Origin of the sequence: Paenibacillus sp. ICGEB2008 (assembly GCF_000307675.1) — a bacterium.
Lineage (GTDB): Bacteria > Bacillota > Bacilli > Paenibacillales > Paenibacillaceae > Paenibacillus > Paenibacillus polymyxa.
In genome coordinates, this window is sequence record NZ_AMQU01000016.1 from 316,471 (window position 1) to 343,445 (window position 26,975).

Here is a 26,975-nt window from a genome sequence, read left to right on the forward strand (position 1 = left end):
AAGGTTACCATCAGCATCTGGACGAACTGCGTGAAGCGAGTGTGAACGGTAAGCGCTGGATCGCTGAGCTGGAGGCCAAGGAACGTGTAGCAACCGGCATTCGGTCGCTCAAAATCGGATACAACAAAGTGTTTGGTTATTACATCGAGGTGACCAAATCCAATTTGGCTTCATTACCGGAAGGTCGATATGAACGCAAACAGACGTTGGCGAATGCAGAACGGTATATCACACCGGAATTGAAGGAAAAGGAATCGCTGATTCTGGAAGCTGAGGATAAAATGGTGGATCTGGAGTACACGCTTTTCTCCGAGCTTCGTGGTAAACTGAACGCTGAAATTCCCCGTTTGCAAAAGCTGGCAGAGCAAGTTGCTGAAATCGACGTGTATCAGTCGCTGGCAACGGTTAGCGCGGAACGTGGATTCGTGAAACCTGAGCTGACAACAGGATATGATTTTGTAGTGGAACAGGGACGGCACCCCGTAGTGGAGGCCGTAATGAAAGATGGTGGCTTTATCGCCAACAACACAGTGTTGGAAGAAGCCGATGCGCATATTCTACTCATCACCGGTCCGAATATGGCTGGGAAAAGTACGTATATGCGTCAGGTTGCTCTCATTGCGATTATGGCTCAAATTGGCTGCTTTGTCCCGGCTGCACGTGCTAAAGTGCCGATGCTGGATCGCATTTTCACACGGATCGGTGCTGCGGATGATCTCATCGGCGGGCAGAGTACGTTTATGGTCGAAATGGCGGATATTCAAGTCATGACGGACAAGGCAACTCCGCGAAGCTTGATTATTATTGATGAACTGGGACGAGGGACGTCCACCAGCGAAGGGATGGCAATTGCACAAGCGGTCATCGAATTTGTGCATGATACGATTGGTTGTAAGGCGCTGGTATCTACGCATTTCCATGAGCTGGCCCATTTGGAGCAAGGTCTGTCTTCGCTGCGAAATTACTCCATGGCTGTGCAGGAAAGCGGCGATAAGGTGAATTTCCTGCGCAAGCTCATACCAGGCGCGGCTAGCAGTAGCTATGGTATTTATTGTGCCCGGCTTGCAGGTTTGCCTAATAACATTATTGAGCGAGCGAATGGTCTGCTATATGGTTTTGAACAGGCGGCAGCTCAAGTAACGGCGGGCACGGAGGCAGTAGGGGGAGCGAAGGAAGGGACTGATCTTCGTACAGCGTCAGGGACAGAAGAGATTTCTCCAATGTCCGCAAAATATGTAGGCCAGACATTGTCAGCGAACGGAGATACAGCACCACAAGTCCAGTCTGGATCACAGCAAGCCACCCTGGTAAAAGAAGATACCTTACAGATTGTGGAAGATTCAGGTGAGTTGGAGCGATCAGCTTCTGACGTGGTACAGCTGTCCATTTTCGGAGAGCAGGATCTTGCTCCCTCCAAGCCACACCCAGAGACGGTAGAAGCTAATCCGATCGTGCGGCAAATTTTGCGGAAAGTGAAAAATGCTGATGTCATGAACATGACACCCTTACAGGCAATGCAATTGTTAAATGAATTAAAAAATAAAGCCAATGGTCTGTAATTAAAAATATTAGGCATTATTATTTTGCTTATTTTTCATCACACTTTGAAGTCAGGAGGAGGTTAAAAGGATGTCTAAAATTCGAGTGCTAGATGAGCATATTGCGAACCAGATTGCTGCCGGTGAGGTCGTGGAACGTCCAGCCTCCGTCGTGAAGGAACTGGTGGAAAATGCGATTGATGCGGGCGGTACACGAGTAGACGTATGGGTAGAAGAGGGCGGCCTGCAAAGTATTCGGGTGACGGATAATGGCAGTGGGATAGAGCCTGAAGACGTGGAAACGGCATTTTATCGGCACGCGACAAGCAAAATCGGACATGGCCGCGACCTATTCCAAATCACAAGCCTCGGCTTCCGGGGAGAGGCATTGCCCAGTATAGCGGCTGTATCGAAAGTAGAGCTGCTCACAGCAGCAGGAGATGACGGCCGTGCCCGTAAACTGGTGATTGAGGGCGGTAAACTGGTACTTCACGAGGATGCTGCTGGTAGGCAGGGGACGGATTTTACCGTACGCGATCTGTTTTATAATACACCTGCACGGCTAAAATATATGAAAACAATCCAGACGGAGTTGGGGCACATTTCGGATGTATTGTACCGAATGGCGCTTTCGCACCCGGAAGTGGCCTTCACATTGCGGCATAACGGCAATACATTGCTGCAAACGCTGGGAAATGGCGATTTGCTCCAAGTGATAGCTGCTATTTACGGAACTTCTGCGGCAAAATCAATGTTGATGGTGGAAGGAGAGAGCCTTGATTACCGAATTAGCGGCTATGTCAGTCGCCCGGAGTGGACCCGATCGAATCGCAATGCAATTTCGACAGTAGTGAATGGACGATTTGTGCGAAGCTATGGGCTCAATCAGGCACTGCTCAAGGCGTATCATACTTTGTTGCCGATCAATCGTTATCCGCTGGCTGTGATCCAACTGGACATGCATCCTTCTTTGGTGGATGTTAACGTCCATCCAGCCAAGCTGGAGGTGAGGTTCAGTAAAGAAGCTGAACTGTTTCAGTTGGTTGAAGATTCGGTAAAAGCTGTTTTAGGGCAGCAAGTGCTGATTCCGAAGGCAGTTAAACGCGAAATTGGCGGTAAGGATAGTGGCTCGTTTGTGCAGGAGCAGTTTCATTTCTCGAAAGGAAATGGTGCAGAAGTAGATGCTTCTTCGGATAATGGTCATAATCGAACGCTACCTCTTTCTATGGCTTCGCCGCAGGTCCAGGAATCGACACAATCCAATCACTTGACCAGTAATGAAGAGAAGAAGAAGATTAGCCAGGAGCGTGAGCAACATCCGAGTAGGGAGAGGAGCCATTCAGTCAATGGACAGGCAAACACTCTCGCTCGTCAAAGTATCAGTGATGACGAACTGGATGCAGATTTTGTGGAAGAAAACAACGGGAGTGATGATAGAGGGAGCGTGTCACTTCCTGATGGGATGACTACACGGATATCCACAGGAGATCATGCCGAAACAGATGTCTCTTCCTCGTACAGCGAAGGGATACAGGAAACGGCTGCTTCTGCCGCTTACCGTTCTTCTGTTTCCCCCCTTGCAGACAACACTACTAAATTCACGGATCAGAAGACGCACCAGGAACGTCTGAAGACAGAGCAATTGGCAGCGTTGTCGGGGGCAGCTCCTGAGGTGCCTACTTTTCCTGAGCTGAATTTAATCGGTCAGCACCATGGAACCTATCTGATTGCACAGAACGACCAGGGCTTGTATTTAATTGATCAGCATGCCGCCCATGAACGGGTCAATTACGAATTTTATTACGAAAAATTTGGCAATCCTGAATCAGTATCACAGGAGTTGTTACTGCCAATTACATTGGAATTTACGCCTTCCGAAACGGAAAAATTGAAAACAAGGTTGCATTGGTTTGAACAGGCGGGGGTGTATTTGGAACATTTTGGCGGGCAAACCTTCCGTGTCAGCTCATATCCGTACTGGCTCCCCAAAGGAGAAGAAGCGGATGTCATTGAGGAAATGGCTGGATGGGTGCTGGAGGAAAAAGCCATTGATCTAGCTAAACTGCGGGAGGCAGCCTCAATCATGTGCTCCTGCCGGGCTTCGATTAAAGCAAATCAGAAGCTGACTGACCGACAGGCCGTCGTGCTGTTAGAACGTTTGGCAGCCTGCAAACAACCCTATACCTGCCCCCATGGGCGCCCCATCGTTGTTTCCTTTTCCACATATGATTTGGAGAAGCTGTTTAAAAGAGTAATGTAAGGGAGTATAAATATGTTGCAGGATTGGGAAAAACGTGAAGAAGAAAAGCAGATGATGCTTCGTGAGAAACAAGCTGAATTACTGGTCACGACAGGAGATTCTCCCTCGGACGAGGTTGTGGAGCGTGCGAAGCTGCTTGCAGCCGAGCTTGGGGTGCTGTACGCCCCACGTCGTGGCATATCAGTAGCTAAGCTAATCGCTGCTCACAGAGTTCGTCAGGCTCTGGTGCTGGTGCAGGGCGGGGTGAGGCTGATTAGTCCGGAACAACCACCGATGGTTTTTCATCCAAGCATGGGATTCATTCGAGCCAAAAGGGTATTAAAGGGCGAGGCTGACCCGATGTTGACGGCTGCCCGACTTGCCCCGGGTGATACCGTGCTGGATTGCACGGCAGGGCTTGGTACGGATTCTCTTCTATTTTCCATTGGAACGGGAAGTTCTGGACAAGTCACAGCTGTGGAGAGTTCGTTCCCTGTCTATGCATTAATCAAGGATGGGATGAGACATTACCGTTCCGGTAATGCTGCAGTAGATAGAGCCTTTTCCGACATTGACGTTCGTTTTGGTCATCATCTGGACTATTTGCGTAGTTTGCCGAACCGCAGTGTAGATATTATTTATTTTGACCCGATGTTCCGTGATCCGTTGCTTGATTCCAGTGCAATCGGTCCATTGAGAGGATTGGCCAATCCAGATGCATTGAATGAAGAAAGTATTGCTCATGCGAAAAGGGTTGCACGAAAAACAATTGTATTGAAAGAAAAAAGGGGTAGCGGAGAGTTTGCCCGCCTCGGCTTCCGTGTGGAGCAACGGGGCACAACGAAAACAGTGTACGGAGTGATTGATATTGACAGTGGCATCTAAGCCTAAACTACTTGTTCTTGTTGGCCCGACTGCGGTTGGCAAGACGAAACTAAGCATCGAAATGGCTCGACAATTTGACGCGGAAATTATTTCCGGGGATTCCATGCAGGTATACCGTCATATGGACATTGGAACTGCCAAAATTTCCGAACAGGAAATGAAAGGAATCAAGCACCATTTAATCGATATTCATGAGCCTGAATACCCATATTCAGTAGCCCAATTTCAGGAAGACTGTCGTCTTCTCATACCTGATATTCAATCTAGAGGAAAGCTACCTTTCATCGTAGGCGGGACGGGTTTGTATGTAGAATCGGTTTGCTATGAATACCAGTTTTCTGAGGTAGGGGCAGATGAAGCTTTTCGTCAGGAACAGCTTGACTATGCCGATCAGTATGGAGCCGACGCGCTTCATGCGCGACTACAGGCAGTTGATCCCGAAAGTGCACTTCGTCTGCACCCAAATGATCGTCGTCGAGTCGTGAGAGCGCTGGAAATTTACCATGTTAGCGGAACAACACTTAGCTCTCAACTTGCCAGTCAAAAAAAGGAATCTCCCTACCAACTCTGCATCGTAGGTTTGACAATGGATAGGCAAATGCTATATAAACGTATTGAAGACCGAATTGACGGGATGCTCGATCAAGGGCTTGTTGCTGAGGTAACCTCCTTAATGGAACGGGGAGTGCGAAGCGATGCCATCTCCATGCAAGGTCTAGGCTATAAAGAGATATCCTCCTACCTGCGGGGAGAGGTGTCTTTGGAGGAGGCGGTGACTTGGCTAAAACGGGATACGCGTCATTTTGCGAAGCGACAGCTCTCGTGGTTTCGCCATATGAAGGATATCCAGTGGGTAGATGTCACTGATTTCGAAAATTTTTCTGCTCATGCAGCCCGAATACACGAAATTATAGCAGGAAAGTTCCGGACAGACCTTGAATATACTTCAAAACAATCCAAATGATTATTGGGGGTACGGCTAAAATGAACAAGTCTATTAATATCCAAGATACGTTTCTGAACCAATTGCGCAAGGATTCTATACCCGTGACGGTATACCTCATCAATGGATTTCAGGTGCGAGGAACGATTAAAGCATTTGACAATTTTACAATCGTTATTGATTCGGATGGGAAGCAACAGCTGATCTACAAGCATGCCATCTCCACCTTCACACCGCAACGCAACGTATCGCTTGTACAACAAGATAACGCTAGCGATAACTGATTACGGCTGGACGGCCGCCCGGGTAATGAAACTTTTCAGGCGTCCGTCTCGTCTAACTGTATAGGAATGTGACCGGGAGCAACCTGATCAGGGTTGTTCTTTTCATTCCGTTTACTTTCATGCTGCCGACAGCTAGCTTTAAGCTTACGCTCGGCGACATTATGATTATTCGCGAAAGGGAGTCAGGGGAATGCCAAACGATTCATTGTCCAGATCCGGCAATCGCAATAGAAACACATCTAAAGAGAAGCCGAAGGGCAAGAAAAAGAAAATAACAGGTAAGCGAGTTGGGTGGACGTTGTTTATTACAGCAGCATTAGCCATATTTTGCGCACTTGGTGGTTATTTATTTGTCATGGTTAATGGCGAAAAAATCTACAAAGCCAACAAGGACAAAATTACTGTGAACGAGACATCAAAGGTTTATGACCGCAACGGTGTGCTCATGGGTGAGCTGTCTGTGCAAAAAAGTGATCCTGTGAAAAGTGAAGAAATTCCACCGTTGCTCAAAAAAGCTTTTATCGCAACCGAGGATAAGCGTTTTATGGAGCATCAAGGAGTTGATATTTGGTCTATCGGTCGGGCGGCAGTGAAGGATATCGTTGCTCGTTCTGCAGTGGAGGGCGGCAGTACGCTGACTCAGCAGTTGGCCAAAAACTTGTTTTTGACACGTGACAAAACCTTTTTCCGTAAAGCGACAGAGGTATCCATCGCAATGGCGCTGGAGCGGAATTTGACTAAAGATGAAATTATTACGCTATACCTGAATCGGATTTGGTTTGGACGCTCATATTCTGGAATAAAGGCAGCGTCGGAAGGCTATTTTGGAGTGTCAAACCTAAACGAATTAAAGTTGTGGCAAGTCGCTACACTGGCGGCTATTCCGAAAGGACCCTCCAAGTATAATCCGATCAGTAACCCGGAAAACTCAAAGGCCCGGCGTGCTGTGGTTCTCCAGCTGATGTTTGAGCAGGGAATGATCGGCAAGCAGGAAATGGAAGAAGCCAAAGCTATAAATTACGATTACAAACAACCGGAAAAAGTACAAAAGTATCAAAATTTTATGGAATATGTCATGGATGAGGCAGAGGATGCCTTGCCAGGAGTCAGCGGCAATGATCTGATTATTGGCGGTTATAAAATTCATACGACAATGGATGCTCAGGCTCAAAATGCGTTGGATCAAGCGATGGCAGATGATGATATGTTCGAAAAAAGTCCCGACGATCAGCCTGTCCAAGCCTCAATGGTTATTATCAATAACCAGACAGGTGGTATTGCCGCGATGGCACCCGGACGGGATTACAAAAAGGGAACCTTTAATCGTGCGACGCAGAGCCGCAGACAGCCAGGATCGGCCTTTAAGCCGATTGTAGCCTATGCGCCAGCTCTTGAATCCGGTAAATTTACGATAGATACTCCTTTGAGTAACGAACGGCAGAGTTTTAACGGATACAGTCCGAAAAACTTGCATGGTTACTCTTCCACCATCAGCATGATGGATGCCATTACGAAGTCTGAAAATATACCACCTGTATGGTTGTTGAACCAAATCGGTGTGGAAAAAGGGGTTCAATTCGCCGAGAGCGTAGGCATACCGATGGACAAAAATGATCACTCGCTTGCTATCGCATTGGGGGGATTAAGCAAAGGAACAAATACTCTTGAAATGGCGCAGGCTTATAGCGCTTTTGCCAATAAAGGACAATTCCAAAAAGCTTACTCCATTAAGCAAATTAACAATAGTGATGATCAAGTGGTTTATACTCATAATGAGGAATCCAAATCTGTTATGAGTGAGAAAACGGCTTATGAAATGACAAAAATGATGCAAAATGTGGTCAATAGCGGTACAGGTCGCAAAGCACGTATCGACTGGCCTGTAGCTGGTAAAACGGGTACGACCCAAAGTGGAATCAGCGGCAACAGTGGTAACCGGGACATTTGGTTTGTCGGTTATACGCCGGAATATACCGGAGCGGTATGGATGGGGTATGACAAGCCAGATAGCAAGCATATGTTGAGAAACTACAGCGGCCAGTCGGCAGCCTTCTTCGGAAGGGTTATGGGTGAAGCACTCAAGGGACACCCAGTGACGCAATTTAGCGAACCGAAGGGATATGAACCACCCGTTGAGGAGAAGCCAGAAGAGCCAGTTCAGGCCACCGCTCCAAGCGGACTGAGCGGGTCGTATAGTCAGGATACCCAAATTGTATCGTTGTCTTGGAATGCGGCTGAGGGAGATAATGTGCAATACCGTGTGTATCGTAAAGAATCTTCCGAAGGAAGTTTCCGGACGATTATGGAGGCGATGAGAGGCACGAGTGGTGAAGATACGTCGCCCGTAGCTGGAAAGACGTATCAATACTATGTCGTAGCTTATGGAGCGGATGGTAAAGAATCCGCAGCTTCCAATACGATTAGCGTAGAAATTCCAGCAGAAACTACTCCGATAGATCCGCAACCAGGAAACGATCCTAATCAGGATGGAACCGTACCGGATAATGGCGAGAATATAGACGGTCAGAATGGCACAGACCAGGGGAATACACTTCCTGGAGGAACCGAAAACGGTACTGGTTCTGAACAAGCTCCAACGTCTCCTGGAGTTAACAATGGAAATGGTACTGGAGGTACAGGAAACAGTAACGACAATTTTGGTAACGGAAACGATACAAATCAGGGGAATGGTCAGACGACTACACCGGATTCAGGTATAACTGATGAAAATACTATGACCAATCCAGAAAATACAGATGCATCTACCACAGGTGCTATAATGGATGGAAATCAGGAAGGCAAATCCAACGGTCATTCCAACTCCAATCGTGGACGTCACAACCGGGATTAGCAAATATGTTTTATGTAAGATGATATTGGTTTTAAATCAAAGGTATTTTCGGACTGTTTTGACAGTCTGAAAATACCTTTTTTGCTGTAATACAGGGGTTATTTTTGAGTGTATAGTTTAAATATGGTAAGCTGGTTTTACCAATGTTGGAGAGGAACATCATTTATGAAGCGCAAATTCGGAGACCGGGCCAACTGGCGAAGAATCACCAATCGCAAGTTTGCTTGCCGGTATGTAGAAAGTGATGCGTTTACAGGATATGTGACCCTGTATACTATTTTGAGTCTCAAGGAGCCATTATGGAAAAGTTATGGTGGTCATACGTTTTGCATAGCCGATAAAGGTTATTCCTGGTTGCAATATTATCCCAAAGGTAAGCATTATGTGGTGACTGCTATGTTTGACAATCGAGAGCAAATCGTCGAATGGTACATTGATACCTGCCGAAATCAAGGAGTAACCGATCAAGGAGTTCCTTGGTTTGATGATTTGTATTTGGATGTGGTCGTGCTTAAAAACGGTGAAATCTTTCTGGTGGATGAGGATGAACTGGAGGAGGCGCTACAACGGGGGCATATTTCTACGCAAGAAGCAGAATTGGCTAACCGAACGGCGGCTGACCTGCTACATCAGATCGATGCTCACATGTTCCCCTATTTTAAAATGTCGCTGAAACACCGGGCAGAATGGTTTCATAACGGTGATTTCAAGAGAGAACGGTGAAATTTTTGCAGTGGATTAAAAGCACTGGGCCCCAACGCCATGAGCCAAAAAGCGGGCAAAATCGTAATGGGAAAATATTTATGGTATCGAAGCGTATCATACTTGGTTTGATGATTTTCATTTTGGTCGGATTGGTATGGGCAGGTATCCGAGTATGGAATATGAATACAGCTGCCTCTACCACTCCGCTTCAGCATGCACAAATTGGTATCGTACTAGGTGCCTCTATGTGGGGGGCTGAGCCCAGTCCTGGTTTAAAAGAAAGATTAGAAGAAGCCTTGCGGTTATATCGTAACGGGATGGTGCAGCGACTAATTGTAAGTGGAGGACTGGATCAACCTGATTTTCCGTATACGGAGGCCGAGGGGATGCAACGCTACTTGGTAGATAGAGGAGTCCCTGTACAGCATATTGTGTTAGAAAACCAGGCAACCAGTACTTACGAAAATTTGCTCTACAGCCAGCGTATCATGAAGGAATATGGCTGGAACTTCACCGTAATCATCACACATAGCTATCACGGTCCTCGCGCGTTGGAGATTGCTCAATTTTTGAATTTTGATCATCCCCAGCTGGCTCTGACCGAATCCAAAGTGCTGAATATGCCAATTCACCAATCAAGAGAAGTATTGGCTTACGCTAAATGGACGCTACAACGGTGGTGGATCAGTGCTCAAATTTGGATTGCCTGAATTGAGGGAAGGCTTTGTACGCGTTCTCGTTGCTTTTATGCTAATAAGGACATGCTGGACCGAATACATTAATAGGGTAAGCTGTGCCTGAAGAAATGTTGAGGTGATGGATGCATGAACGGACGGGGAATCGCCGCGGGCAAGCGGTCGGAGGAGAGACCTTCCAGACAAATCAATGTCGTGCTGCGTAGCCCGGAGCCGATCGCTTCGGTGACTGTGGACGAGACGGAAGCAGTGGCTTCGACCAAGTCGCAGGCGCTACCGCAGTATCTCAGTCTTTATCAGGAAATTCAGAAAGAACTCGATCATCTCGTCGGCTTGGATAACATCAAAGAACTGGTATTTGAGGTATATGCCTTTTTGCAAATCGCCCACATGCGCACTGATGCGGGTCTGTTGAGCAACGCACACGTATATCACATGATTTTTAAAGGAAATCCAGGTACGGGGAAAACGACAGTAGCCCGCATTATAGCTAAAATGTTGCAAAAAATGGGGGTACTGAGCAAGGGCCATCTGATTGAGGTGGAGAGAGCTGATCTGGTAGGTGAGTATATCGGCCACACCGCACAAAAAACGCGGGACCTGGTAAAGAAATCTCTTGGCGGCGTGTTGTTCATTGATGAGGCTTACAGTTTAGCACGTGGAGGGGAAAAGGATTTCGGAAAAGAAGCGATTGATACCCTGGTAAAGGCCATGGAAGACCAAAAAAACCAATTTATTTTGATCCTCGCAGGGTATTCGGGAGAAATGGACTTTTTTTTACGGACAAATCCTGGTCTTCCCTCTCGTTTTCCAATCCAACTGGATTTTCCTGACTACACTGTGGATCAACTCATTCAAATTTCGGAGATGATGGCTAAGGAACGGGATTATATTCTCATGCCTCAGTCTATACTCAAAATGAAGGAGCATTTGCTAAATGAGCGGAATGACAGTCTCCATGCATTTAGTAATGCACGTTATGTTCGTAATGTGATCGAAAAAGCGATTCGGCACCAAGCCGTCAGGCTGCTTAATCAGTACAGGAGTGGGCAACCCGGCAAGCAGGAATTGATGACGTTGCGACCAGAGGATTTGAAAATGGACAAAAGATAGGCGATAATAGGAATCTGAATCATATCGAATTGTATGACATCGAACGAGGGCCGGCCTGACATCAGGTCGGTTTCTGTTCGAGAGTTGACATGAAAATAAAGGAGCAAACAATATGGCGAACTCCACTCATGATACACAAACCGAAATGCAGGATAAGGCGGTACTGGTCAGTCTAATTACGGATGAAGTCAAACGATCTGGCATCAATACGGAATATTCGTTGGAAGAACTGGTGAAGCTGGCTGAAACAGCGGGAGTTGAAGTGCTGAGCGTTCTCACACAGAATAGGGAATCCAAGGACTCAAAATGGTTTATTGGCAAAGGAAAAGTAGATGAATTGCGTGCAGTTGCTGAAGAATTGGGAGCGAATACAGCTATTTTTGATCAGGAGCTATCGGGAGCTCAAGTACGAAATCTTGAAGAGAGCCTGGATCTCAAAATAATTGACCGGACACAGTTAATTCTGGACATTTTTGCTCAGCGTGCAAAGACACGGGAAGGTATTATCCAGGTTGAACTGGCGCAGTTGTCATACTTACTCCCTCGACTGTCTGGACACGGTAAAAATCTTTCGCGGCTCGGTGGCGGAATCGGGACACGTGGTCCTGGTGAAAGCAAGCTAGAGACGGACCGTCGTCACATTCGTGACCGAATCAGTGATCTGAAACGCCAACTTGAGGAAGTGACGCGTCATCGGTATTTACACAGGGAGCGTAGACAAAAGGCCGGCATCGTCCAGGTGGCACTCGTTGGCTATACAAATGCCGGCAAATCAACACTGTTGAAGCAACTGACAGCTGCCGATGTATATATTGAGAACCAACTATTTGCGACGCTTGATCCTACCTCTAGAACAATGGAACTGCCGAGTGGCAAAGAAGTTATTCTCACAGATACAGTAGGATTTATTCAAAATCTGCCTCATGATTTGGTTGCCTCTTTCCGGGCCACTTTGGAGGAGGCCAATGAGGCTCATCTCATTTTACATGTCGTGGACGCCTCCTCAGACATGCGTGACGAACAAATGAAAGTTGTAGAGTCAATCCTGCAACAGCTTGGGGCTGCGGACAAGCCTCAGATCGTATTGTTTAACAAAAAAGATGCTTGCACCCCTGAGCAATTGGAAATGCTCCCTTCTGGGGAAGGCTATTTGAAAATCAGTGCTTTTGATGAAGCAGATTTGCTACGCATTCGCGAACTGGTTCAGGAGCATCTGAGCGGTGACACACTGAGATTTCGTATTCCTGCGGAACGTGGGGATTTAACATCGGTGCTTTATCGAATTGGAGATGTACTGCTGACAGAGTATGATGGCAATGATGTCATTTATGAGGTAGAAATTCAAAGAGGAGAATACGAAAAGTATGGTCATGCACTTAGTGAGTTCACAGAAAGTTAACATCTAATGATGTTTTTAGGTCCATAAGATGATAATGCTCATCGTTCGAATTGAATAACAATATAACATGATTAGCCTAAGGCTGCGGAAGAGAGAGGGTCAAGAAGGTAAATGGTAGTTTTTAGTCCGGAAATTCAGCAAATTCAGGAATTAGTAGAACTTAAAATACAAGAACGTATCCAGCACATAGATCATATTGTGGATGCAAATCAGTGGAAGGTCATTCAGGCCTTCCAGCGCAAGCAAGTGAGCGATTTTCATTTTGCAGGTTCAACGGGATATGCTTACAATGACCGGGGGCGTGAAGTGCTGGAAGAGGTCTATGCAGATGTGTTCGGTGCGGAGGCAGCGTTGGTGCGTCCGCATTTTGCCTCGGGAACGCATACCATCGCTACGGCTTTATTTGGTGTGCTGCGTCCAGGGGATGAGTTGTTATACATTACAGGGCGACCTTATGATACCTTACACAAAGTGATTGGTAAGCCTGGCGATGGAACAGGATCATTGCAGGACTTTGGTGTTACTTATGGAGAGACAGCGCTGACAGCAGAAGGTAAGGTGGACTGGAAAGCGGTGGAGTCCGCAATCCATGCGAACACCAAAGTGATCGGTATCCAGCGCTCACGCGGCTATGATTGGAGAGCTTCCTTTAGTGTGGCAGATATTGAAGAAATGACGGCACGAGTGAAGAAGATAAAGCCTGATGTTATTGTCTTTGTGGACAATTGCTACGGGGAATTTACTGAGAAGCTGGAACCTACCCAGGTCGGTGTCGATTTGATGGCAGGTTCGTTGATTAAAAATCCTGGTGGAGGTATTGCAGAAACGGGTGGATATATCTGCGGTAAACATCAATATGTAGAGCTGGCATCCTACAGATTAACAGCACCTGGTATTGGTGGAGAAGTAGGAGCCATGCTAGGCACTACACGGGGCATATACCAGGGGCTATTCCTTGCTTCTACATTGGTGGGGCAAGCGGTTAAAGGAAGCATATTCGCTGCTGCAGTCTTTGAAGAAATGGGGTTTGAGACCAAACCTGCTTGGCATGAAGAGCGTACGGATCTGATTCAGGCCATTTCTTTTAGCGGACCAGAACATCTAATTGCTTTTGTACAGGGCATTCAGCGCGCAGCCGCCGTGGATAGCCATGTGGTGCCAGAGCCGTGGGATATGCCGGGTTATGAGCATCCGGTTATTATGGCCGCAGGTACGTTTATACAAGGTGGAAGCTTGGAACTATCCGCAGATGCTCCGATTCGGGAGCCTTATATTGGTTACATGCAAGGCGGCTTAACCTACTCTCATGTCAAATATGGAGTACTTATGGCTCTGCAAACGATGAAAGAACGTAAATTATTGTGAGTTTTTCTAACATATCATTGACACTTTGCATCAGCTAAATGTACAATAAGGTGAATAATAGATCACTGGAAGGTTGATGACAAATGGGCGACGAAATTCGCAGAAATATGGCCTTATTTCCAATAGGTATTGTCATGAAGCTAACGGACTTGTCAGCACGTCAGATTCGTTATTATGAGCAGCATAATTTGATAGTTCCTGCCCGTACATCAGGTAACCAACGTCTTTTTTCATTTAATGACGTAGAGCGTCTGCTTGAAATTAAGGCGTTGATCGAGAAGGGTGTTAACATTGCAGGAATTAAACAAGTCATGAATCCGGTTACCAAGGAATCAGAGGAAGCTACAGTTATTACTGCAGATACGGAAGTCAAACGCCGTGAAATGTCCGATACTCAGCTTCATCGTTTGTTGAAACAACAACTTGTTGCAGGCAAAAGACCAGGACAGGTATCTTTGATCCAAGGCGAATTATCACGATTTTTCAACAATAGATAATGCTTGGACTTACCTTTTGGCATAAGGTTATTTTACTTAAAAAACGGTCTCATCATTTAAGTCTTTTATGTCATTTATGATACAGCCGATTTGCATATAGTCGTTACAGAAAGGGAGAGGTTAGTGTGAGTTATACCAGAGAAGATATCATTAGGATTGCGGAAGAAGAAAATGTTCGTTTTATTCGTTTGCAGTTCACAGATTTGCTGGGTACCATTAAGAACGTTGAAATTCCGGTTAGCCAGCTGGAAAAAGCGTTAGATAACAAAATGATGTTTGACGGTTCTTCGATAGAAGGCTACGTACGCATCGAAGAATCTGACATGTACTTATATCCGGATTTGGATACCTGGGTTGTTTTCCCTTGGGTAACTTCGGATCGTGTAGCTCGTTTGATCTGCGATATTTACAAGCCAGACGGCTCTCCATTTGCAGGTGACCCGCGGGGAATCTTGAAACGTGTACTTAAAGAAGCCGAAGAACTGGGCTACACTTCGATGAATGTCGGACCAGAACCTGAATTCTTCTTGTTCAAAACCGATGAAAAAGGCGATCCGACCACAGAACTGAATGACCAAGGTGGATATTTTGACCTGGCTCCAATGGATCTGGGTGAGAACTGCCGTCGTGAAATTGTTCTTAAGCTTGAAGAAATGGGCTTCGAAATTGAAGCATCCCACCATGAGGTTGCACCTGGTCAGCATGAGATTGACTTTAAATATGCAGATGCAGTAAAAGCTGCCGATCAGATTCAAACGTTCAAGCTCGTTGTTAAGACGATTGCTCGTCAGCATGGTTTGCATGCTACCTTTATGCCAAAACCTTTATTCGGCGTGAATGGCTCCGGTATGCACTGCAACCAATCGTTGTTTAAGGACAATGAAAACGTATTTTATGATGAGACGGATGAACTCGGATTAAGCCAGACAGCTCGCCACTATATGGCAGGCATTCTTAAACATGCACGTGCAATGGCAGCGATCACGAATCCAACAGTAAATTCCTACAAACGCCTCGTACCAGGTTATGAAGCGCCTTGTTATGTCGCTTGGTCTGCAAGCAATCGGAGTCCGATGATTCGGATACCCGCATCTCGTGGCCTGAGCACTCGCGTCGAAGTTCGGAACCCTGACCCGGCAGCGAATCCTTATCTAGCCCTGGCCGTAATGCTGAGAGCAGGTTTGGATGGTATTAAACGTCAGATGGCTCTGCCAGCCCCAATTGATCGCAACATCTACGTGATGTCCGAGGAAGAGCGAATTGAAGAAGGCATTCCAAGTCTGCCTGCAGACCTGAAAGAAGCTTTGTCTGAGCTTATTCGGAGCGAGGTTATCTCTGATGCACTGGGTGATCATGCTCTGGCTTACTTCTATGAGCTCAAGGAAATTGAATGGGATATGTACAGAACCCAAGTACATCAATGGGAACGTGATCAATATCTGACGCTTTATTAATAGATAAAAACCTGTGAGTATGCGGTTTTTTTGGGAGTTGTAATGGGGGACGTTTCAGAGGAGTTTATTAATTCTTCTGGGGTGTCCCCCAAACGTCCCCCGACTTAAAATTGTTTGAGCCGAGAATTTTGCTTGTGTATTCCTCATATCTGTCTATGTTACGTTTCTCTAACTTTTTAGAAATGTGTGCGTATACATCAGATGTAATCTGCACACTACCATGACCAAGCTGCTCCTGGACAAACTTTATATCGGCTCCAGCTTCAAGCATGAGCACTGCGTAAGTGTGACGAAGAGAATGGATACGCAAAACTCCATCGAGACTAGCGCGCTTCAAGATACGCTTAAATGCGTTAAATAGTGTTGACTTCGGCATAGGACGTCCGTCATTTCTACATAGAACGAGATTTAAATCATGTCGGTACATTGTTTCTCCGAGATTAATTTTATTCTGGTTCTGCCAACTAGCATGATACTTTAGATCGTTGATTAGAGATGTACTTACACTGATTGTTCGTTTTGATTTGAAGGTTTTTGTTTCCCCGAATAGCTCGTCCTCGTTATCAGGTTGGAAATCCAAAGTTTCATTAATGTGAATTTTTTTCTCCTTAAAATTAATATCAGACCACTTTAAAGCAGCGGCTTCACCTTTACGCATGCCAGTCTCCAACAGCACCTTGAAAAATAATCCAGTATATATAACCATATCCTCTTGCTGTATAAAGAAAACGAGGAATATCCTCAGAATCAATGAAATCAATAGTTTTTTGTTTCCTCTCTCCCTTAATAATTGATCCTATGCAAGGATTACGTTCTAACTTTCCTTGAATTACTGCGAGTTCTAAAGCACTGTAAACTGTTGAGTTAATTATTTCGACTGTTCTTCGGCTTAAGCCTTTTTCTAAACAAGCATCTAAAAATTTTTGGTACATATCTGGTTTTAAATCTTTTATCATTAATTGTTTAAAATAAGGCTTAATGTGTGTTTTTAGATTGTTCATATGTTGTTTAAGTGTGTTTTTTCTAACATCTCCTTTTTTATAGTTGATGATCCAACTTTCTATATAATCGACGAGAGGCATGTCAATCTGTTCGTAACCTTGTTTTATTCTCTTTAAAAATTCTGCTGCAGCTAACTCTGCTTCCGGTTTTGTACGGAATCCCCGTTCTGACTTCTCCTTTTGTTGCTGTGTAAACGGATCGGTGTACTTTAACCGATACCGCCAACCACTCTTTAATCTTTTAAAGTTTGCCATGATTATTCCTCCAATAGAACAAATGTTCCGTTTTTTGTGTATGTGAAACCGCCTCGCAGCGGTGAAAGCGCAAAGTGAATATTTAGGAAAGTTATTTCATTCAAAACAATTAATCTTTTTTGTTCTTTTTAGCATCCCAGAACATAGCTTCCATGACCCGTTTAATTTTTTCTTTGTCGTCTTCTGAGATTGGTACGCCATCGAACATTACCGGCGCATCTTCTTCAAGTATTGTTTTAAAATCCCGAATGTCCTTTGACGTGGCCCACTCTGGATATTGGCGATCATCTTTTTCGGCTTCTGTACGGCCAAGAAGGTAATCTACGGTTACATCAAAATACTCGGCTAATTTTGAAGCCACCTCAGTATTTAAAGTTCGGCTTCCTTTTTCGATATTGTATAGAAATTGAGGGGTAATTCCTAAAAATTCAGCTACTTGTACTCCTGATTTCTTTTGTGATTTTCTAATCTCTCTTATCCGGTTAGGATAACTAGACATGTCCTGTGACCGCTCCTTTTAAACTAATTGATGAATTAATGATATCAACAAATAGATTAAAATACAAACAGCAAATAGATTAAAAAGAAGCAAATAGGCGAAAAATTGAGCATATATATTAAACTATATGGATAATAATCTAAAATGCTTTTATTTGAATCTATTTGATTAATTTTACGTTTGATTTAATTAATCAAATAGATTAATATTATTTCAACGGAGGTGATGAAATGAAGGTTTCTGAACAAATGAGGCCACTTATAAATGAAAAAGGATTAAATCCTTCTGATTTAGCTCATTTAGTTGGGTGTTCCCCGCAGTACATGCACAATTTGCTAAATGGAAGTCGTCGGTGGAACGAAACCACGCTTAGAAAAGCCTGCGATGCTTTGGGATTAGAGATCAAGCTGGTTCCTAAGAAATTAAAAGAAAACAACAATTAAGGAGGGATAAACATGTTGTCAGTCAGCGTTGACGAAAAGGAAGCCTTTCAACTGGTCAAATCGAAGATAGCGGAGGTTTTAAAAGAAGCTGATGTGGAGTACGTATTTTGGGATACGGCTGAATTAAAGCGTCGTACATGTATGAGTTGGAACTTTATACAAGAACAATTTTTCTATCATCCAGGATTTCCGAAACGGAAAGTAGGGAGCAAATGGTATTTTCCTGCGAGAGAAACGCGTGAGTTCTTGGAAAATTGGTTATTGGAACAATCTTATTAAAGAAAGGAGAACAAAACTAAATGACTACACCCAATATAGAACAACTGGATAACTGACTGCATGATTTAAAGAATGTAAGCATTCTACTCTATTAAAAAATAGCGAGAGTATCTTTACAAGATAGCATCTCTTTTCTTTGATGAATTGATAAAGCTACAACAACTTACATTTTATCACAGAGGGGATGTAAAGAAAGGAGAATCAACTTGCAAATTGGTATCAGCAAAATCAAAGTCAGTGATCGTATCCGTAAGGACTTCGGTGGCATCGAAGAACTGGCACAGGATATAGAACAAAACGGACTTATTAACCCTATTGTAGTAACACCAGATTATCAGTTAATTGCTGGAGAGCGGCGCTTGAGAGCGCACCAGTTCCTTGGACGCTCAGAAGTGACGGTAAGAGTTATGGAAATCAAGGATTTTGAGCATCAACTTCAGCTTGAGATTTCCGAGAATGAACATCGTAAGGAGTTCACTTTTTCTGAGCGAGTAGAATGGGCGCGGCGACTTGAAGAGGTCGAACGCTTGAAGGCCAAAGAACGCATGGCTGGAGGTACGGAAAATTTTCCTGACCAACCTACCGGACAAGTTCGGGATATTGTAGCCGATCAGGCAGGTTTTGGCTCTGGCAGGCAGTACGACAAAGCAAAGTTTATTGCGGAAAATGCTACTCCTGAAATCATTCAACAGCTTGATGAAGGTTTGATCAGCACTCACAAGGCATTTGTAGAAACCAAAGCTCGGCTCGAAGCTGCTGTGCGTGAGGCAGAGGAAAGAGCAGAGCAGGCAGAGCGGGACAAGCTTGAGTTACAAAGACAGTACAAAGATGCCATTCCTGCAGATCAACTTGAAGATGCAGTATCTGCTGCTGTAGAGCGGCATGAGGAAGAAACGGGCATTTTCATTCGTCAAAAGGAAAAAGAGGCAGAAGCGCAGCTCAAGCAACGCGATGAATATTGGAGAAACAAACTCAATGATGATTTGGAAAAAGAACGTTTAAAAGTTGAACAATTGAAGAGTGGATACCAAAGAGCTAAAGAAGAACTTGAGACTATCAAACTCCAGCAGCCAGACGACTTCAACGAACAGGAGGCCGCTGCTCAAATGAAGAAGCTTCGCTTTGAAGCGGACAGCAACACGATCCAAGTGAGTATCCATGTGAAACAGTTTCTACAAAAGGTTGGAATTACTTCGTTCATGTTGGGGGCAATAGGCAGTGCAAGTAGCTCTGAAAAGAAACGGTTGTCTGAAAGTTTGGACATGTTGGAAGCCTTTATTGAACAAATTCGTCCAGCTGTAAACAGCAGAAAGGTGGTAGAAAAATGACACTAATTAATCCTAATCAGCAGCCAGATTTCTTGTCTGTAGTTGAAAAACAAATGCAACTAACAGAGGCTCAAGGCATGGCGATTCGCGGTCTCGTAGACGGTATTAAGCAAATGCATTTGGATGTAACTGAAAAAGTGGAAGAAGTTCAGATGATGGTTCAAGAGGTTCGGGACAGTGTAACGCTGACGGACGCTGAATGCTATCAGTTGCAGGATGCAGTAAGAATCAGGTCCATTACTCTCACAAAAGATCGTTACAAGGAGACAGATGGAAAATTTAACGAAACGGTCGGAAAATATCGCCGCATGATTTGGAGTAAGTTGAAAGTTTTGTTCTCAGTCGCGAAGTACAGTCACATCCGGCGCATTGATTTTGATGATTCCATTTACTTCGTTAAAGACTTTCGTCCAGAAGACTATATCTAAGGGGTGAATGATTATGACTCTACCGGAATTGGCTCGTATCTGGTTCGAAAACGAATTACAGCATGCCATTATCGTTCGTAATATACAACGCAAGAGCAAGTCAAAATGAGTAGCAAAATGCAAACCATTTACTCTATACCTATTGTGGATGATGAAGGCTTCAAATTTACATTGGATCAACCAGCAGACTCGCTTATAGCCGCTGTATTACTCATGCATTGTTGGTTGAATTGTCAACATTCGGTAGATATTGAGATGCTACAGCTGACAGAGCAGGATAAGAAAAAGCTTTCTCTTCAAAAGGAAAAAGAACTTACTGAACAAAAGCTTCAGGCCATTTATAAAACTCAATATGCTATTACAGATAGTCCATGGCCTAATCACGTTTGTATTCAGAAGATGAAACCTTTGAAGGAACAAGCAAGGCAATTGAAGGCTAAAATATCCGAACTTGAGGCGGAGATATGGAGCTGAGAGAGTTGGACGAGCATAAACAATCTAGGGTGCTTAGAGCGCAATTACGTGAGTTATATGAGGACAGTATTGACGCTGTTAAATTTGGATTACCGAATGACGAAATTCATGCTCGAATAGATTTACTAACTGCTCAATTAAGCAAGTTGGAGAAATTTAAAAACGAGGAATATGAAGGCCTGGAAGCTCCTAAACAATCGGGATACAAAATATCTGGTAAAGGGATAGGTATCTGCGAGCATTGCGGGAAAATAGTCTTTGCAGGCCAAAAGTTTCCTAATCCAAAAGAAGAAGGGCTTTTCTGTAATTACTATTGCCGTAAGTTATACCGCAAAAGAAAAGACAGAGAAGCCCAGAAAAACAATCGTGCTACCAACACGATCATTTAAGAAACAATTCAACGGAAGTATAACACAGGATTTTGAAAATGAAAACAGGGGGCCTGTCTTGTGAGAGGAGACAAGGATTTTAGCATCTGGAATACAAGCATAGCTGTAAGAGGCGATAAAGGAATATCCCATCCTGCCTTTTTACGAATGTTAGACATGATGAGAAATAGAGGTTTTGTCATTGGACCTGATCCACGAATTGACCGTGATTATTCTATCCTTTCTAAGGATCACTTTGCTGGCAACAAGGGGGAACTTCTGTTTGTGGGTGAAAAATATAACTGTGGTGCAAAACTTGAATTCTATCAAGAAATTAATGTAGAGAACCCAAACGGCGGTAGATATGACTTTAACAAATTTGAAAAGATGCCTTATCTACTCCAAAAGCGGTTTCTAGTTGAAGTCAGATATATGGAACAATTTTTACTGAAGGAAGGATTTACTTGTGACTCTGAACCAGTACTAAAAACGTCATACGATAAGGTATTTCATAAGCTTAATTCGCCAAGCAGGCACTGGAGTTCAGAAAATCTTCCTGATTATAACGCTCTCGATAAAGATGGGATACGGATAAATAACGGCGAAGTGAAATATTTCAGAGGCAGAAAAGGAACGTTGATGCGCGGAACCGTCTACCACAATATCAATAATATGTGGTGGGTCATAGTTAATAAAGATTACTATACCAACTTGGCAAGTTTCGAATTGTTTGACCTTGCTTCAAAACCCGAAAACAGACTTAGAAAACTGACGAAGAGATCAGGTCATCACAACCCAAAATCCAGATTCATTCCTAGTGAGGCTAATTTAAAGGAATGGAGTACAGCGGCTAAAAAAGCCGGAAAAGACGGAAGAATTAAGCTAGCGAATAGTGTGCTGGATTACTTATATGAAATCAACTGGACCTCTCGTAAATTCCAGTTCTTTAAAAAAGATAATGGCCGACTTGGTCTGATGGAAACCGAAGGGAACCCATATTTCTTGGGCCACAGACTGGGTGAGAAAAAGTATGATCCGCCTCGAATTATGTCTCTCTACACTCGTTCATTGGCTATGTCTGGTACAGAATCGTCCTGGGTTAAAGGCTTACGGGATTATGTTACAGGTGGTAAGCCAACTATCTCAAAATGGTTCTGCCGGGATGGAAACGGAGAAGGTGGACAAGCATACCTTTGGCCTGAGGTTAGAGAACGATTACTCCATATAGGAGCGCATGTATAAAAAAGGAGTGGCTGCATTGTCTCTACAAAAACAATATACGCTCGGAGAGCTTTATAGTCTTGCGGATCAATGCAGCCATGATTACCCTGCTACACTGGCTCGTAAGATTGAATTACTGACGGAAGTCCAGATTATCTTGGGGCGCAAGGCAGCTGAGGCCGTAAGGGATTATAAGAAGAAATATGCTGAGAGAAAGCGTGTTTATGCAGAAGCATATATAGCGGCAGAGAATCTGAGGGAGCAGCGAGCGGAATTAGCGGTAATTGAACTTCGCCTCCAAGAAGCAGACGCAGAAGCTGATAAGGTCCGCTGGAGTAATGCTGTAGAAAGTAATGACCAGGTAATAAACTCTTTAAAATATAGCCTCAAGGTTCTGCTAGCGGAGTTTGGTAACAACGCCAGCGCAAACAGGTAGGTTTATGATTCAAAAGCTGAGAAGAGGTTGAAACATGGCAGAAATTAAATGGATCAAGCTCAGTACTGGCATGTTTGACGACGAAAAAATTAAAATCATCGAAGATATGCCCGAAGCTGACACGATCATTGTTATATGGCTTAAGCTAATGACTATGACAGGAAGATCAAATATGGGCGGTTACATCATGCTGACCGAAACTATTCCATATACAGAGGACATGTTGATTTCAGTGATCAAGAGGCCGCTGCCAGTTATAAAAATGGCTCTATCCATCTTTGAAAGATTTGGGATGCTGGAAGTATCTGAGCAAGGAGCTTTCTTTCTGCCTAACTGGGAGAAGCATCAGAATGTAGACGGTATGGAGAAGGTCAGAGAACAAACTAAAAAGAGAGTTCAAAAATATCGGGATAAGCAGAAGCAGCTTGGTTCAGGTGAAGCAAATTCTCCTGTTACAGGAAACGCTACTAGTAACGTTACAGTAACGATCGGTAACGAAACAGATAAAGAATTAGATTTAGAACTAGAAAAAGATAATTGTTGTTGTTTGACGCCCGAGACTGAAATCAAATCCGAAGATGAGGGGATACCGTTCACCCGACAGGATGCCGTTCCTGTCACTCCTGAAACAGATGCCGACTCTGGACAGGATGAAATATCATCTTCGGATATTGACTATCGCAACGCCATTGCCAACAAGTACTTACAGCGCAGGGGAAAAGGACTACACATTACAGCAGCCGACGAAACGAGCATTGATGAATTGCTAGCTGCTGGTGTACCGCTTCAAACCGCCTTGGACGGAATTGATCAATCCTTTGACAAATTTAAACCTAAGCATAAGCGCGATGGGATACGGAGTCTGAGTTATTGTGCGACTATTATTTTCTCCTTGCATGCATTGCGAGAAGTTGATAGCAAGAGCAAAGAGGATGAAACGCCACTGGATGAGGTGGAACCGGAAATAGAAGTCCCAACAAGCGAATATACCCAAGTGGACATTCAGAACATGCTTGTAAAATTGAGGGCTAAACAGGGAGGTTGATGCCACATGGAGAGCTTCGGAAAAGAACTAAAGGCATTAATACCCGCTGGTTTTGCCAAGAGACAGGCTGCGGTGCTGGAACGTCTAGCAAACCATCCTGAGGTTCATCGGCTGAAAGCTGAGTTTCCAGACAGAACGGACGATTTGACAGAGCCCAAACGATATAGAGATCTATCACAGCATATATCCTATTGCGATAAATGCAGCGAGTGTCCGGGGTTACTGGCTTGCCAGAACGAACAGAAGGGGCATACAAGCGTTGCGGAACCTAGTCCGACTAAAGGTGATGAACTAGTCTTCCGACTTCAAAAATGCCCATTGCTGGTCGCTCACGAAAGAGAACAAGGAATAGGTCAGAGGATAAAGAGTCATTACATCCCGGATCACATCCTAAATGCAACTTTTGAGGACATTGAACCTGACCCGCAGCGGATATCTGCAATTGCGGCGGCAATAAACTTTTGTGATGAATTTGTACCAGGTGAAACAACAAAAGGTTTGTACTTTTACGGTCAAATGGGTGTAGGCAAAAGTCGTATTGTTGGAGCCATTGCCCAAGAGTTGGCTAAGCGTGACGTAAGCGTACTGATGGTCTATGTCCCTGATTTTCTACTGGAGGTCAAGGATGCAATTGGCTCAAAGACAGAGACTGTTGAAAGCAAACTTGATGCTTTGAGAACTGTTCCTGTGTTGATATTGGACGATATCGGGGCCGAGTCATTAACGACTTGGACAAGGGATGAAGTCCTGGGACCAATACTTCAGCGGCGGATGGAACGCCTAACGACGATCTACACATCGAATTTAACCATGAGTGAGCTGAAACAGCATTTGGTGAATGTGAAAGACAGCAAGCCGAGCGAACAGAAACAGAATGACAAAAAAGCGGCCCGGATCTTTGAGCGAATAGAACCATTTGTAAAGATACTGCCGGTGGGTGGTAGAAATAGACGGAGGGATTAACGGTATGTGTAGAGCATGCGAAGACACAAAGGTTGCATACAGTTTCATTGGCTCCATGATGATACTAGGTCCATGCCCAGAATGTAACCCAAATGCCAAGAAGGACACGGTAAAGGAGGACGGACCATATGAATATAGTAGTGGACAGCGTTCTATTAGCTGAGGCTTTAGAAGATGCCAGCAAGGCAATTTCAACAAAAGTAATAATCCCCATATTGAGTTGCTTTTTGATCGAAGCAACGGAGGACAGGGTAACCGTTACTGGTACCGATGACCGAGCAACTATCCAATCATTTGTCGAGGAAAACATAGACATCAAAGAGACTGGTTCGGCGGCACTGCCTAAAGTTTTATTGGATATTCTTCAAAAGATCAATGGGAAAATAGAACTGCAAGTTAAAAATGGGAATCAAGTCACCATAAAGTCACGGAATAAGGAAATTGAGATTACTGGAATGCCTCCAGAAGAATATCCTGCTCCTCCAGAGATAAATGAAAATGAGTTTGTTGAGATTAAGGGAAAAGACTTAAAAAATTTGATCAAAAAAACAGTTTTCGCGGCTGATATAGACGGAAAATCACACCCTATCATTACAGGGGTAAACGTTATCCTTCAGACCGGGAAAATTCAAATGGTAGCAACGAACCGACACCGACTGGCCCGTGCTGAGAGAGAATTTGATATTGGAAATATCGGCACGGCTGTTATTGAAGCTAGAGGAATAATTGAGTTACAGAAGATCGTAAATGACAACGATGAAGTAGAATTCGGTTTTTCCAAGTCTTCTGGCGGGGAAGTGATATATGCGTTCGCACGAACAGAAAGATTTATATTTTATTCTCGTGTCCTAGAAGGGATTTATCCTGATACAACACATGCTATGGCTATTAAAGCAGTTACGGAAATAACAGTGAACCGGAAAGAACTGATCGAATCATTAGAGCTTATTTTTACATTGGCGAAAGAAGAAAAAAATAACGCTGTCACATTCTCTGTTTCAGAAAAAGAAATTAACATTCGAGGTAAGGGGAAGGAAACGGGTAAGGCAACAGAAAGCATAACACCAATCAGTTTCAACGGAGAAAATTTCAACCTGACGTTGAATGCAAAATATGTGCTGGATGCATTGAAGGTCTTAGAAAACGATGTAATTACACTCGGGTACACTGGTTCTTTAAAGCCTCTCACTCTTCGGAGTGACGAGTCCAGTTTCTACATTGTTCTTCCTTATAGGGTGGCTGGATAGATGAGTAAATACAATGCCAAAAAAGTGATTGTTACAGTCGATGGAACACTATTCGAGGAATGGTTGGTAAAGAAATATAACCTTGATGTAACTGGTATTCGCTTCGACAGCAAAATGGAAGGTGAGTATTATCAAGAATTGCTCTTGCTGAAGCAGCTGGGGAAAATAAAGGATTTTGTCTGTCAGCCCAAATACATCTTACAGGAAAGCCCAAAGGTGACCTACATTGCAGATTTCCTTGTTACTGATCTTGACGGAAGCCAGCGAGTAATTGACATAAAGGGAGTTGAAACGGCTACCTTTAGAGTTAAAATGAAGCTTTTCCAAGTAAAATACCCGACTTTACCAATTGAAATACTAGTAAAACGGCGTGGGAAATTTATTCCTACACGGCAGGCAAAGAAAGAACGGGCAGATCGGAAACGAGCTATCAATAAACTTTTAAAACAAGCAGAAGGAGAGAGGAAAAATGCCAGAACTGGCCGGAATGCAAGTCAAATTCACCGTATTAAAAAATGAGGATATCAATAAATACCTTGATGAACGCGAGAAAAGTGATCTATCTCGTATTTTGTGGAAGGTTCAGGAGTTGCGGCTGCTGGATGGAAAGCCTCCACTTAATACGTATCTGGTAGTTAACACAGACGAACCATATGCCACTGATATTGTTCGTATCATGCAAACCAATAACCATTGGGGTCCGGTGAGTGATCCTAATCAGGCAGAGATGGAGTATTACGGTGGTACCCTTATTCTACCGAGAACGGAGGAGGAAATTAAATGAAGCGCTCTCAAAATGAAGTTAAACGTCCGGAAGTAACACAGCGGATCATAGAATTGCTGGACAAGCAAAATGAGAAAGGTCTTAAGAAATACGGAACAACTATAGACCAGGTATCAGATATGGCCTATGACTGGAAGCTTATGGCGCTGGAGGAGGCAATTGATCTTATTCAGTACCAGCAGAAAGAAATCATGCGACTCGAAAGGCTGCTTAACCCAATCTGAGGATAAATAAAA

At 44.2% G+C, this 26,975-nt stretch carries 28 protein-coding genes and 1 pseudogene; 27 read left to right on the forward strand and 2 right to left on the reverse strand.

Annotation, left to right across the window (positions count from 1 at the left end; all coding sequences use genetic code 11):
* The first annotated feature begins 41 nt into the window (after positions 1–41).
* The 13 genes from mutS to glnA all read left to right on the forward strand — a co-directional run bounded on the left by mutS (position 42) and on the right by glnA (position 15,968).
* Entirely contained in the window at positions 42–1,559 is a 1,518-nt protein-coding gene (mutS, locus tag C400_RS28740) for a DNA mismatch repair protein MutS (RefSeq protein ID WP_442952199.1), read from the forward strand.
* 70 nt (positions 1,560–1,629) lie between these two features.
* Entirely contained in the window at positions 1,630–3,798 is a 2,169-nt protein-coding gene (mutL, locus tag C400_RS0116375; protein WP_017427611.1) for a DNA mismatch repair endonuclease MutL, read from the forward strand.
* A gap of 12 nt (positions 3,799–3,810) precedes the next feature.
* Entirely contained in the window at positions 3,811–4,662 is an 852-nt protein-coding gene (locus C400_RS0116380; RefSeq protein ID WP_017427612.1) for a class I SAM-dependent methyltransferase, read from the forward strand.
* Positions 4,646–5,626, forward strand: coding sequence for a tRNA (adenosine(37)-N6)-dimethylallyltransferase MiaA (gene miaA, locus C400_RS0116385; protein WP_017427613.1), 981 nt, complete (start codon positions 4,646–4,648; stop codon positions 5,624–5,626). The genes C400_RS0116380 and miaA overlap by 17 nt, the downstream gene beginning before the upstream one ends.
* A gap of 20 nt (positions 5,627–5,646) precedes the next feature.
* On the forward strand, positions 5,647–5,889 hold the full coding sequence (gene hfq, locus C400_RS0116390) for an RNA chaperone Hfq (protein WP_013371546.1): 243 nt from the start codon (positions 5,647–5,649) through the stop codon (positions 5,887–5,889).
* Positions 5,890–6,079: 190 nt separating this feature from the next.
* Positions 6,080–8,740, forward strand: a complete 2,661-nt coding sequence (locus C400_RS0116395; RefSeq protein ID WP_017427614.1) for a PBP1A family penicillin-binding protein — start codon at positions 6,080–6,082, stop codon at positions 8,738–8,740.
* A gap of 165 nt (positions 8,741–8,905) precedes the next feature.
* Positions 8,906–9,463, forward strand: coding sequence for a DUF402 domain-containing protein (locus C400_RS0116400; protein WP_013371544.1), 558 nt, complete (start codon positions 8,906–8,908; stop codon positions 9,461–9,463).
* Positions 9,460–10,155: a YdcF family protein gene (locus tag C400_RS0116405; RefSeq protein ID WP_017427615.1), complete on the forward strand. Its 696-nt coding sequence runs from the start codon at positions 9,460–9,462 to the stop codon at positions 10,153–10,155. Before C400_RS0116400 ends, C400_RS0116405 begins: the two co-directional genes overlap by 4 nt.
* Positions 10,156–10,269: 114 nt before the next feature.
* Entirely contained in the window at positions 10,270–11,253 is a 984-nt protein-coding gene (locus tag C400_RS0116410; protein WP_016822094.1) for an AAA family ATPase, read from the forward strand.
* 112 nt (positions 11,254–11,365) lie between these two features.
* Complete coding sequence (gene hflX, locus C400_RS0116415) at positions 11,366–12,652, forward strand: GTPase HflX (protein ID WP_013371541.1); 1,287 nt, start codon at positions 11,366–11,368, stop codon at positions 12,650–12,652.
* 111 nt (positions 12,653–12,763) lie between these two features.
* On the forward strand, positions 12,764–14,017 hold the full coding sequence (locus tag C400_RS0116420; RefSeq protein ID WP_017427616.1) for a methionine gamma-lyase family protein: 1,254 nt from the start codon (positions 12,764–12,766) through the stop codon (positions 14,015–14,017).
* 83 nt (positions 14,018–14,100) lie between these two features.
* A complete protein-coding gene (locus C400_RS0116425; protein ID WP_016822092.1) occupies positions 14,101–14,514 on the forward strand; it encodes a MerR family transcriptional regulator in 414 nt (137 codons plus the stop codon).
* Positions 14,515–14,639: 125 nt separating this feature from the next.
* The gene (gene glnA, locus C400_RS0116430; RefSeq protein WP_016822091.1) at positions 14,640–15,968 is read left to right on the forward strand and encodes a type I glutamate--ammonia ligase; all 1,329 of its coding nucleotides are present in this window, start codon (positions 14,640–14,642) and stop codon (positions 15,966–15,968) included.
* Between the two features lie 67 nt (positions 15,969–16,035).
* On the opposite strand, the pseudogene C400_RS0116435 reads toward glnA, so the two are convergent.
* Together C400_RS0116435 and C400_RS0116440 are read right to left on the reverse strand one after the other, a co-directional pair.
* A pseudogene (locus tag C400_RS0116435) lies at positions 16,036–17,224 on the reverse strand (tyrosine-type recombinase/integrase).
* 109 nt (positions 17,225–17,333) lie between these two features.
* Complete coding sequence (locus C400_RS0116440; protein ID WP_014599962.1) at positions 17,334–17,723, reverse strand: helix-turn-helix domain-containing protein; 390 nt, start codon at positions 17,721–17,723, stop codon at positions 17,334–17,336.
* 230 nt (positions 17,724–17,953) lie between these two features.
* Here C400_RS0116440 and C400_RS0116445 point away from each other — a divergent pair, with 230 nt between their 5' ends.
* The 14 genes from C400_RS0116445 to C400_RS0116515 all read left to right on the forward strand — a co-directional run bounded on the left by C400_RS0116445 (position 17,954) and on the right by C400_RS0116515 (position 26,963).
* Positions 17,954–18,166: a helix-turn-helix domain-containing protein gene (locus C400_RS0116445; protein WP_017427617.1), complete on the forward strand. Its 213-nt coding sequence runs from the start codon at positions 17,954–17,956 to the stop codon at positions 18,164–18,166.
* 12 nt (positions 18,167–18,178) lie between these two features.
* Positions 18,179–18,445 (forward strand): hypothetical protein, encoded by a 267-nt coding sequence (locus tag C400_RS0116450; protein WP_017427618.1) that lies wholly within the window; start codon positions 18,179–18,181, stop codon positions 18,443–18,445.
* Between the two features lie 206 nt (positions 18,446–18,651).
* A complete protein-coding gene (locus C400_RS0116455) occupies positions 18,652–19,773 on the forward strand; it encodes a ParB N-terminal domain-containing protein (RefSeq protein ID WP_017427619.1) in 1,122 nt (373 codons plus the stop codon).
* On the forward strand, positions 19,770–20,201 hold the full coding sequence (locus C400_RS0116460) for an ORF6C domain-containing protein (protein WP_014599959.1): 432 nt from the start codon (positions 19,770–19,772) through the stop codon (positions 20,199–20,201). Before C400_RS0116455 ends, C400_RS0116460 begins: the two co-directional genes overlap by 4 nt.
* A 105-nt stretch (positions 20,202–20,306) precedes the next feature.
* A complete protein-coding gene (locus C400_RS0116470) occupies positions 20,307–20,675 on the forward strand; it encodes a hypothetical protein (protein WP_017427620.1) in 369 nt (122 codons plus the stop codon).
* Positions 20,666–21,064 carry a hypothetical protein gene (locus C400_RS0116475; RefSeq protein WP_017427621.1) on the forward strand — a complete coding sequence of 133 codons (399 nt, stop codon included), beginning with the start codon at positions 20,666–20,668 and terminating at the stop codon, positions 21,062–21,064. The genes C400_RS0116470 and C400_RS0116475 overlap by 10 nt, the downstream gene beginning before the upstream one ends.
* Before the next feature lie 60 nt (positions 21,065–21,124).
* On the forward strand, positions 21,125–22,285 hold the full coding sequence (locus tag C400_RS0116480; protein ID WP_017427622.1) for a hypothetical protein: 1,161 nt from the start codon (positions 21,125–21,127) through the stop codon (positions 22,283–22,285).
* On the forward strand, positions 22,278–22,700 hold the full coding sequence (locus C400_RS0116485) for a hypothetical protein (RefSeq protein ID WP_017427623.1): 423 nt from the start codon (positions 22,278–22,280) through the stop codon (positions 22,698–22,700). The genes C400_RS0116480 and C400_RS0116485 overlap by 8 nt, the downstream gene beginning before the upstream one ends.
* 34 nt (positions 22,701–22,734) lie before the next feature.
* On the forward strand, positions 22,735–23,745 hold the full coding sequence (locus tag C400_RS0116490; RefSeq protein ID WP_017427624.1) for a phage replisome organizer N-terminal domain-containing protein: 1,011 nt from the start codon (positions 22,735–22,737) through the stop codon (positions 23,743–23,745).
* Positions 23,746–23,751: 6 nt separating this feature from the next.
* Positions 23,752–24,708, forward strand: a complete 957-nt coding sequence (dnaI, locus tag C400_RS0116495; protein ID WP_014599953.1) for a primosomal protein DnaI — start codon at positions 23,752–23,754, stop codon at positions 24,706–24,708.
* A gap of 128 nt (positions 24,709–24,836) precedes the next feature.
* A complete protein-coding gene (gene dnaN, locus C400_RS0116500) occupies positions 24,837–25,955 on the forward strand; it encodes a DNA polymerase III subunit beta (protein WP_017427625.1) in 1,119 nt (372 codons plus the stop codon).
* Positions 25,956–26,474, forward strand: a complete 519-nt coding sequence (locus tag C400_RS0116505) for a DUF1064 domain-containing protein (RefSeq protein ID WP_017427626.1) — start codon at positions 25,956–25,958, stop codon at positions 26,472–26,474.
* Complete coding sequence (locus tag C400_RS0116510; protein ID WP_017427627.1) at positions 26,425–26,739, forward strand: hypothetical protein; 315 nt, start codon at positions 26,425–26,427, stop codon at positions 26,737–26,739. The genes C400_RS0116505 and C400_RS0116510 overlap by 50 nt, the downstream gene beginning before the upstream one ends.
* Positions 26,736–26,963, forward strand: a complete 228-nt coding sequence (locus C400_RS0116515) for a hypothetical protein (protein WP_016822075.1) — start codon at positions 26,736–26,738, stop codon at positions 26,961–26,963. Before C400_RS0116510 ends, C400_RS0116515 begins: the two co-directional genes overlap by 4 nt.
* The last annotated feature ends 12 nt before the right edge of the window (positions 26,964–26,975 follow it).

Coding starts and splice junctions, on each gene's coding strand:
- mutL (WP_017427611.1), top strand. CDS start 1,630: ATGTCTAAAATTCGAGTGCTAGATGAGCATATTGCGAACCAGATTGCT.
- C400_RS0116380 (WP_017427612.1), top strand. CDS start 3,811: ATGTTGCAGGATTGGGAAAAACGTGAAGAAGAAAAGCAGATGATGCTT.
- hfq (WP_013371546.1), top strand. CDS start 5,647: ATGAACAAGTCTATTAATATCCAAGATACGTTTCTGAACCAATTGCGC.
- C400_RS0116395 (WP_017427614.1), top strand. CDS start 6,080: ATGCCAAACGATTCATTGTCCAGATCCGGCAATCGCAATAGAAACACA.
- C400_RS0116400 (WP_013371544.1), top strand. CDS start 8,906: ATGAAGCGCAAATTCGGAGACCGGGCCAACTGGCGAAGAATCACCAAT.
- C400_RS0116410 (WP_016822094.1), top strand. CDS start 10,270: ATGAACGGACGGGGAATCGCCGCGGGCAAGCGGTCGGAGGAGAGACCT.
- hflX (WP_013371541.1), top strand. CDS start 11,366: ATGGCGAACTCCACTCATGATACACAAACCGAAATGCAGGATAAGGCG.
- C400_RS0116420 (WP_017427616.1), top strand. CDS start 12,764: ATGGTAGTTTTTAGTCCGGAAATTCAGCAAATTCAGGAATTAGTAGAA.
- C400_RS0116425 (WP_016822092.1), top strand. CDS start 14,101: ATGGGCGACGAAATTCGCAGAAATATGGCCTTATTTCCAATAGGTATT.
- C400_RS0116440 (WP_014599962.1), bottom strand. CDS start 17,723: ATGTCTAGTTATCCTAACCGGATAAGAGAGATTAGAAAATCACAAAAG.
- C400_RS0116445 (WP_017427617.1), top strand. CDS start 17,954: ATGAAGGTTTCTGAACAAATGAGGCCACTTATAAATGAAAAAGGATTA.
- C400_RS0116450 (WP_017427618.1), top strand. CDS start 18,179: ATGTTGTCAGTCAGCGTTGACGAAAAGGAAGCCTTTCAACTGGTCAAA.
- C400_RS0116460 (WP_014599959.1), top strand. CDS start 19,770: ATGACACTAATTAATCCTAATCAGCAGCCAGATTTCTTGTCTGTAGTT.
- C400_RS0116470 (WP_017427620.1), top strand. CDS start 20,307: ATGAGTAGCAAAATGCAAACCATTTACTCTATACCTATTGTGGATGAT.
- C400_RS0116475 (WP_017427621.1), top strand. CDS start 20,666: ATGGAGCTGAGAGAGTTGGACGAGCATAAACAATCTAGGGTGCTTAGA.
- C400_RS0116485 (WP_017427623.1), top strand. CDS start 22,278: ATGTATAAAAAAGGAGTGGCTGCATTGTCTCTACAAAAACAATATACG.
- C400_RS0116490 (WP_017427624.1), top strand. CDS start 22,735: ATGGCAGAAATTAAATGGATCAAGCTCAGTACTGGCATGTTTGACGAC.
- dnaI (WP_014599953.1), top strand. CDS start 23,752: ATGGAGAGCTTCGGAAAAGAACTAAAGGCATTAATACCCGCTGGTTTT.
- dnaN (WP_017427625.1), top strand. CDS start 24,837: ATGAATATAGTAGTGGACAGCGTTCTATTAGCTGAGGCTTTAGAAGAT.
- C400_RS0116505 (WP_017427626.1), top strand. CDS start 25,956: ATGAGTAAATACAATGCCAAAAAAGTGATTGTTACAGTCGATGGAACA.
- C400_RS0116510 (WP_017427627.1), top strand. CDS start 26,425: ATGCCAGAACTGGCCGGAATGCAAGTCAAATTCACCGTATTAAAAAAT.
- C400_RS0116515 (WP_016822075.1), top strand. CDS start 26,736: ATGAAGCGCTCTCAAAATGAAGTTAAACGTCCGGAAGTAACACAGCGG.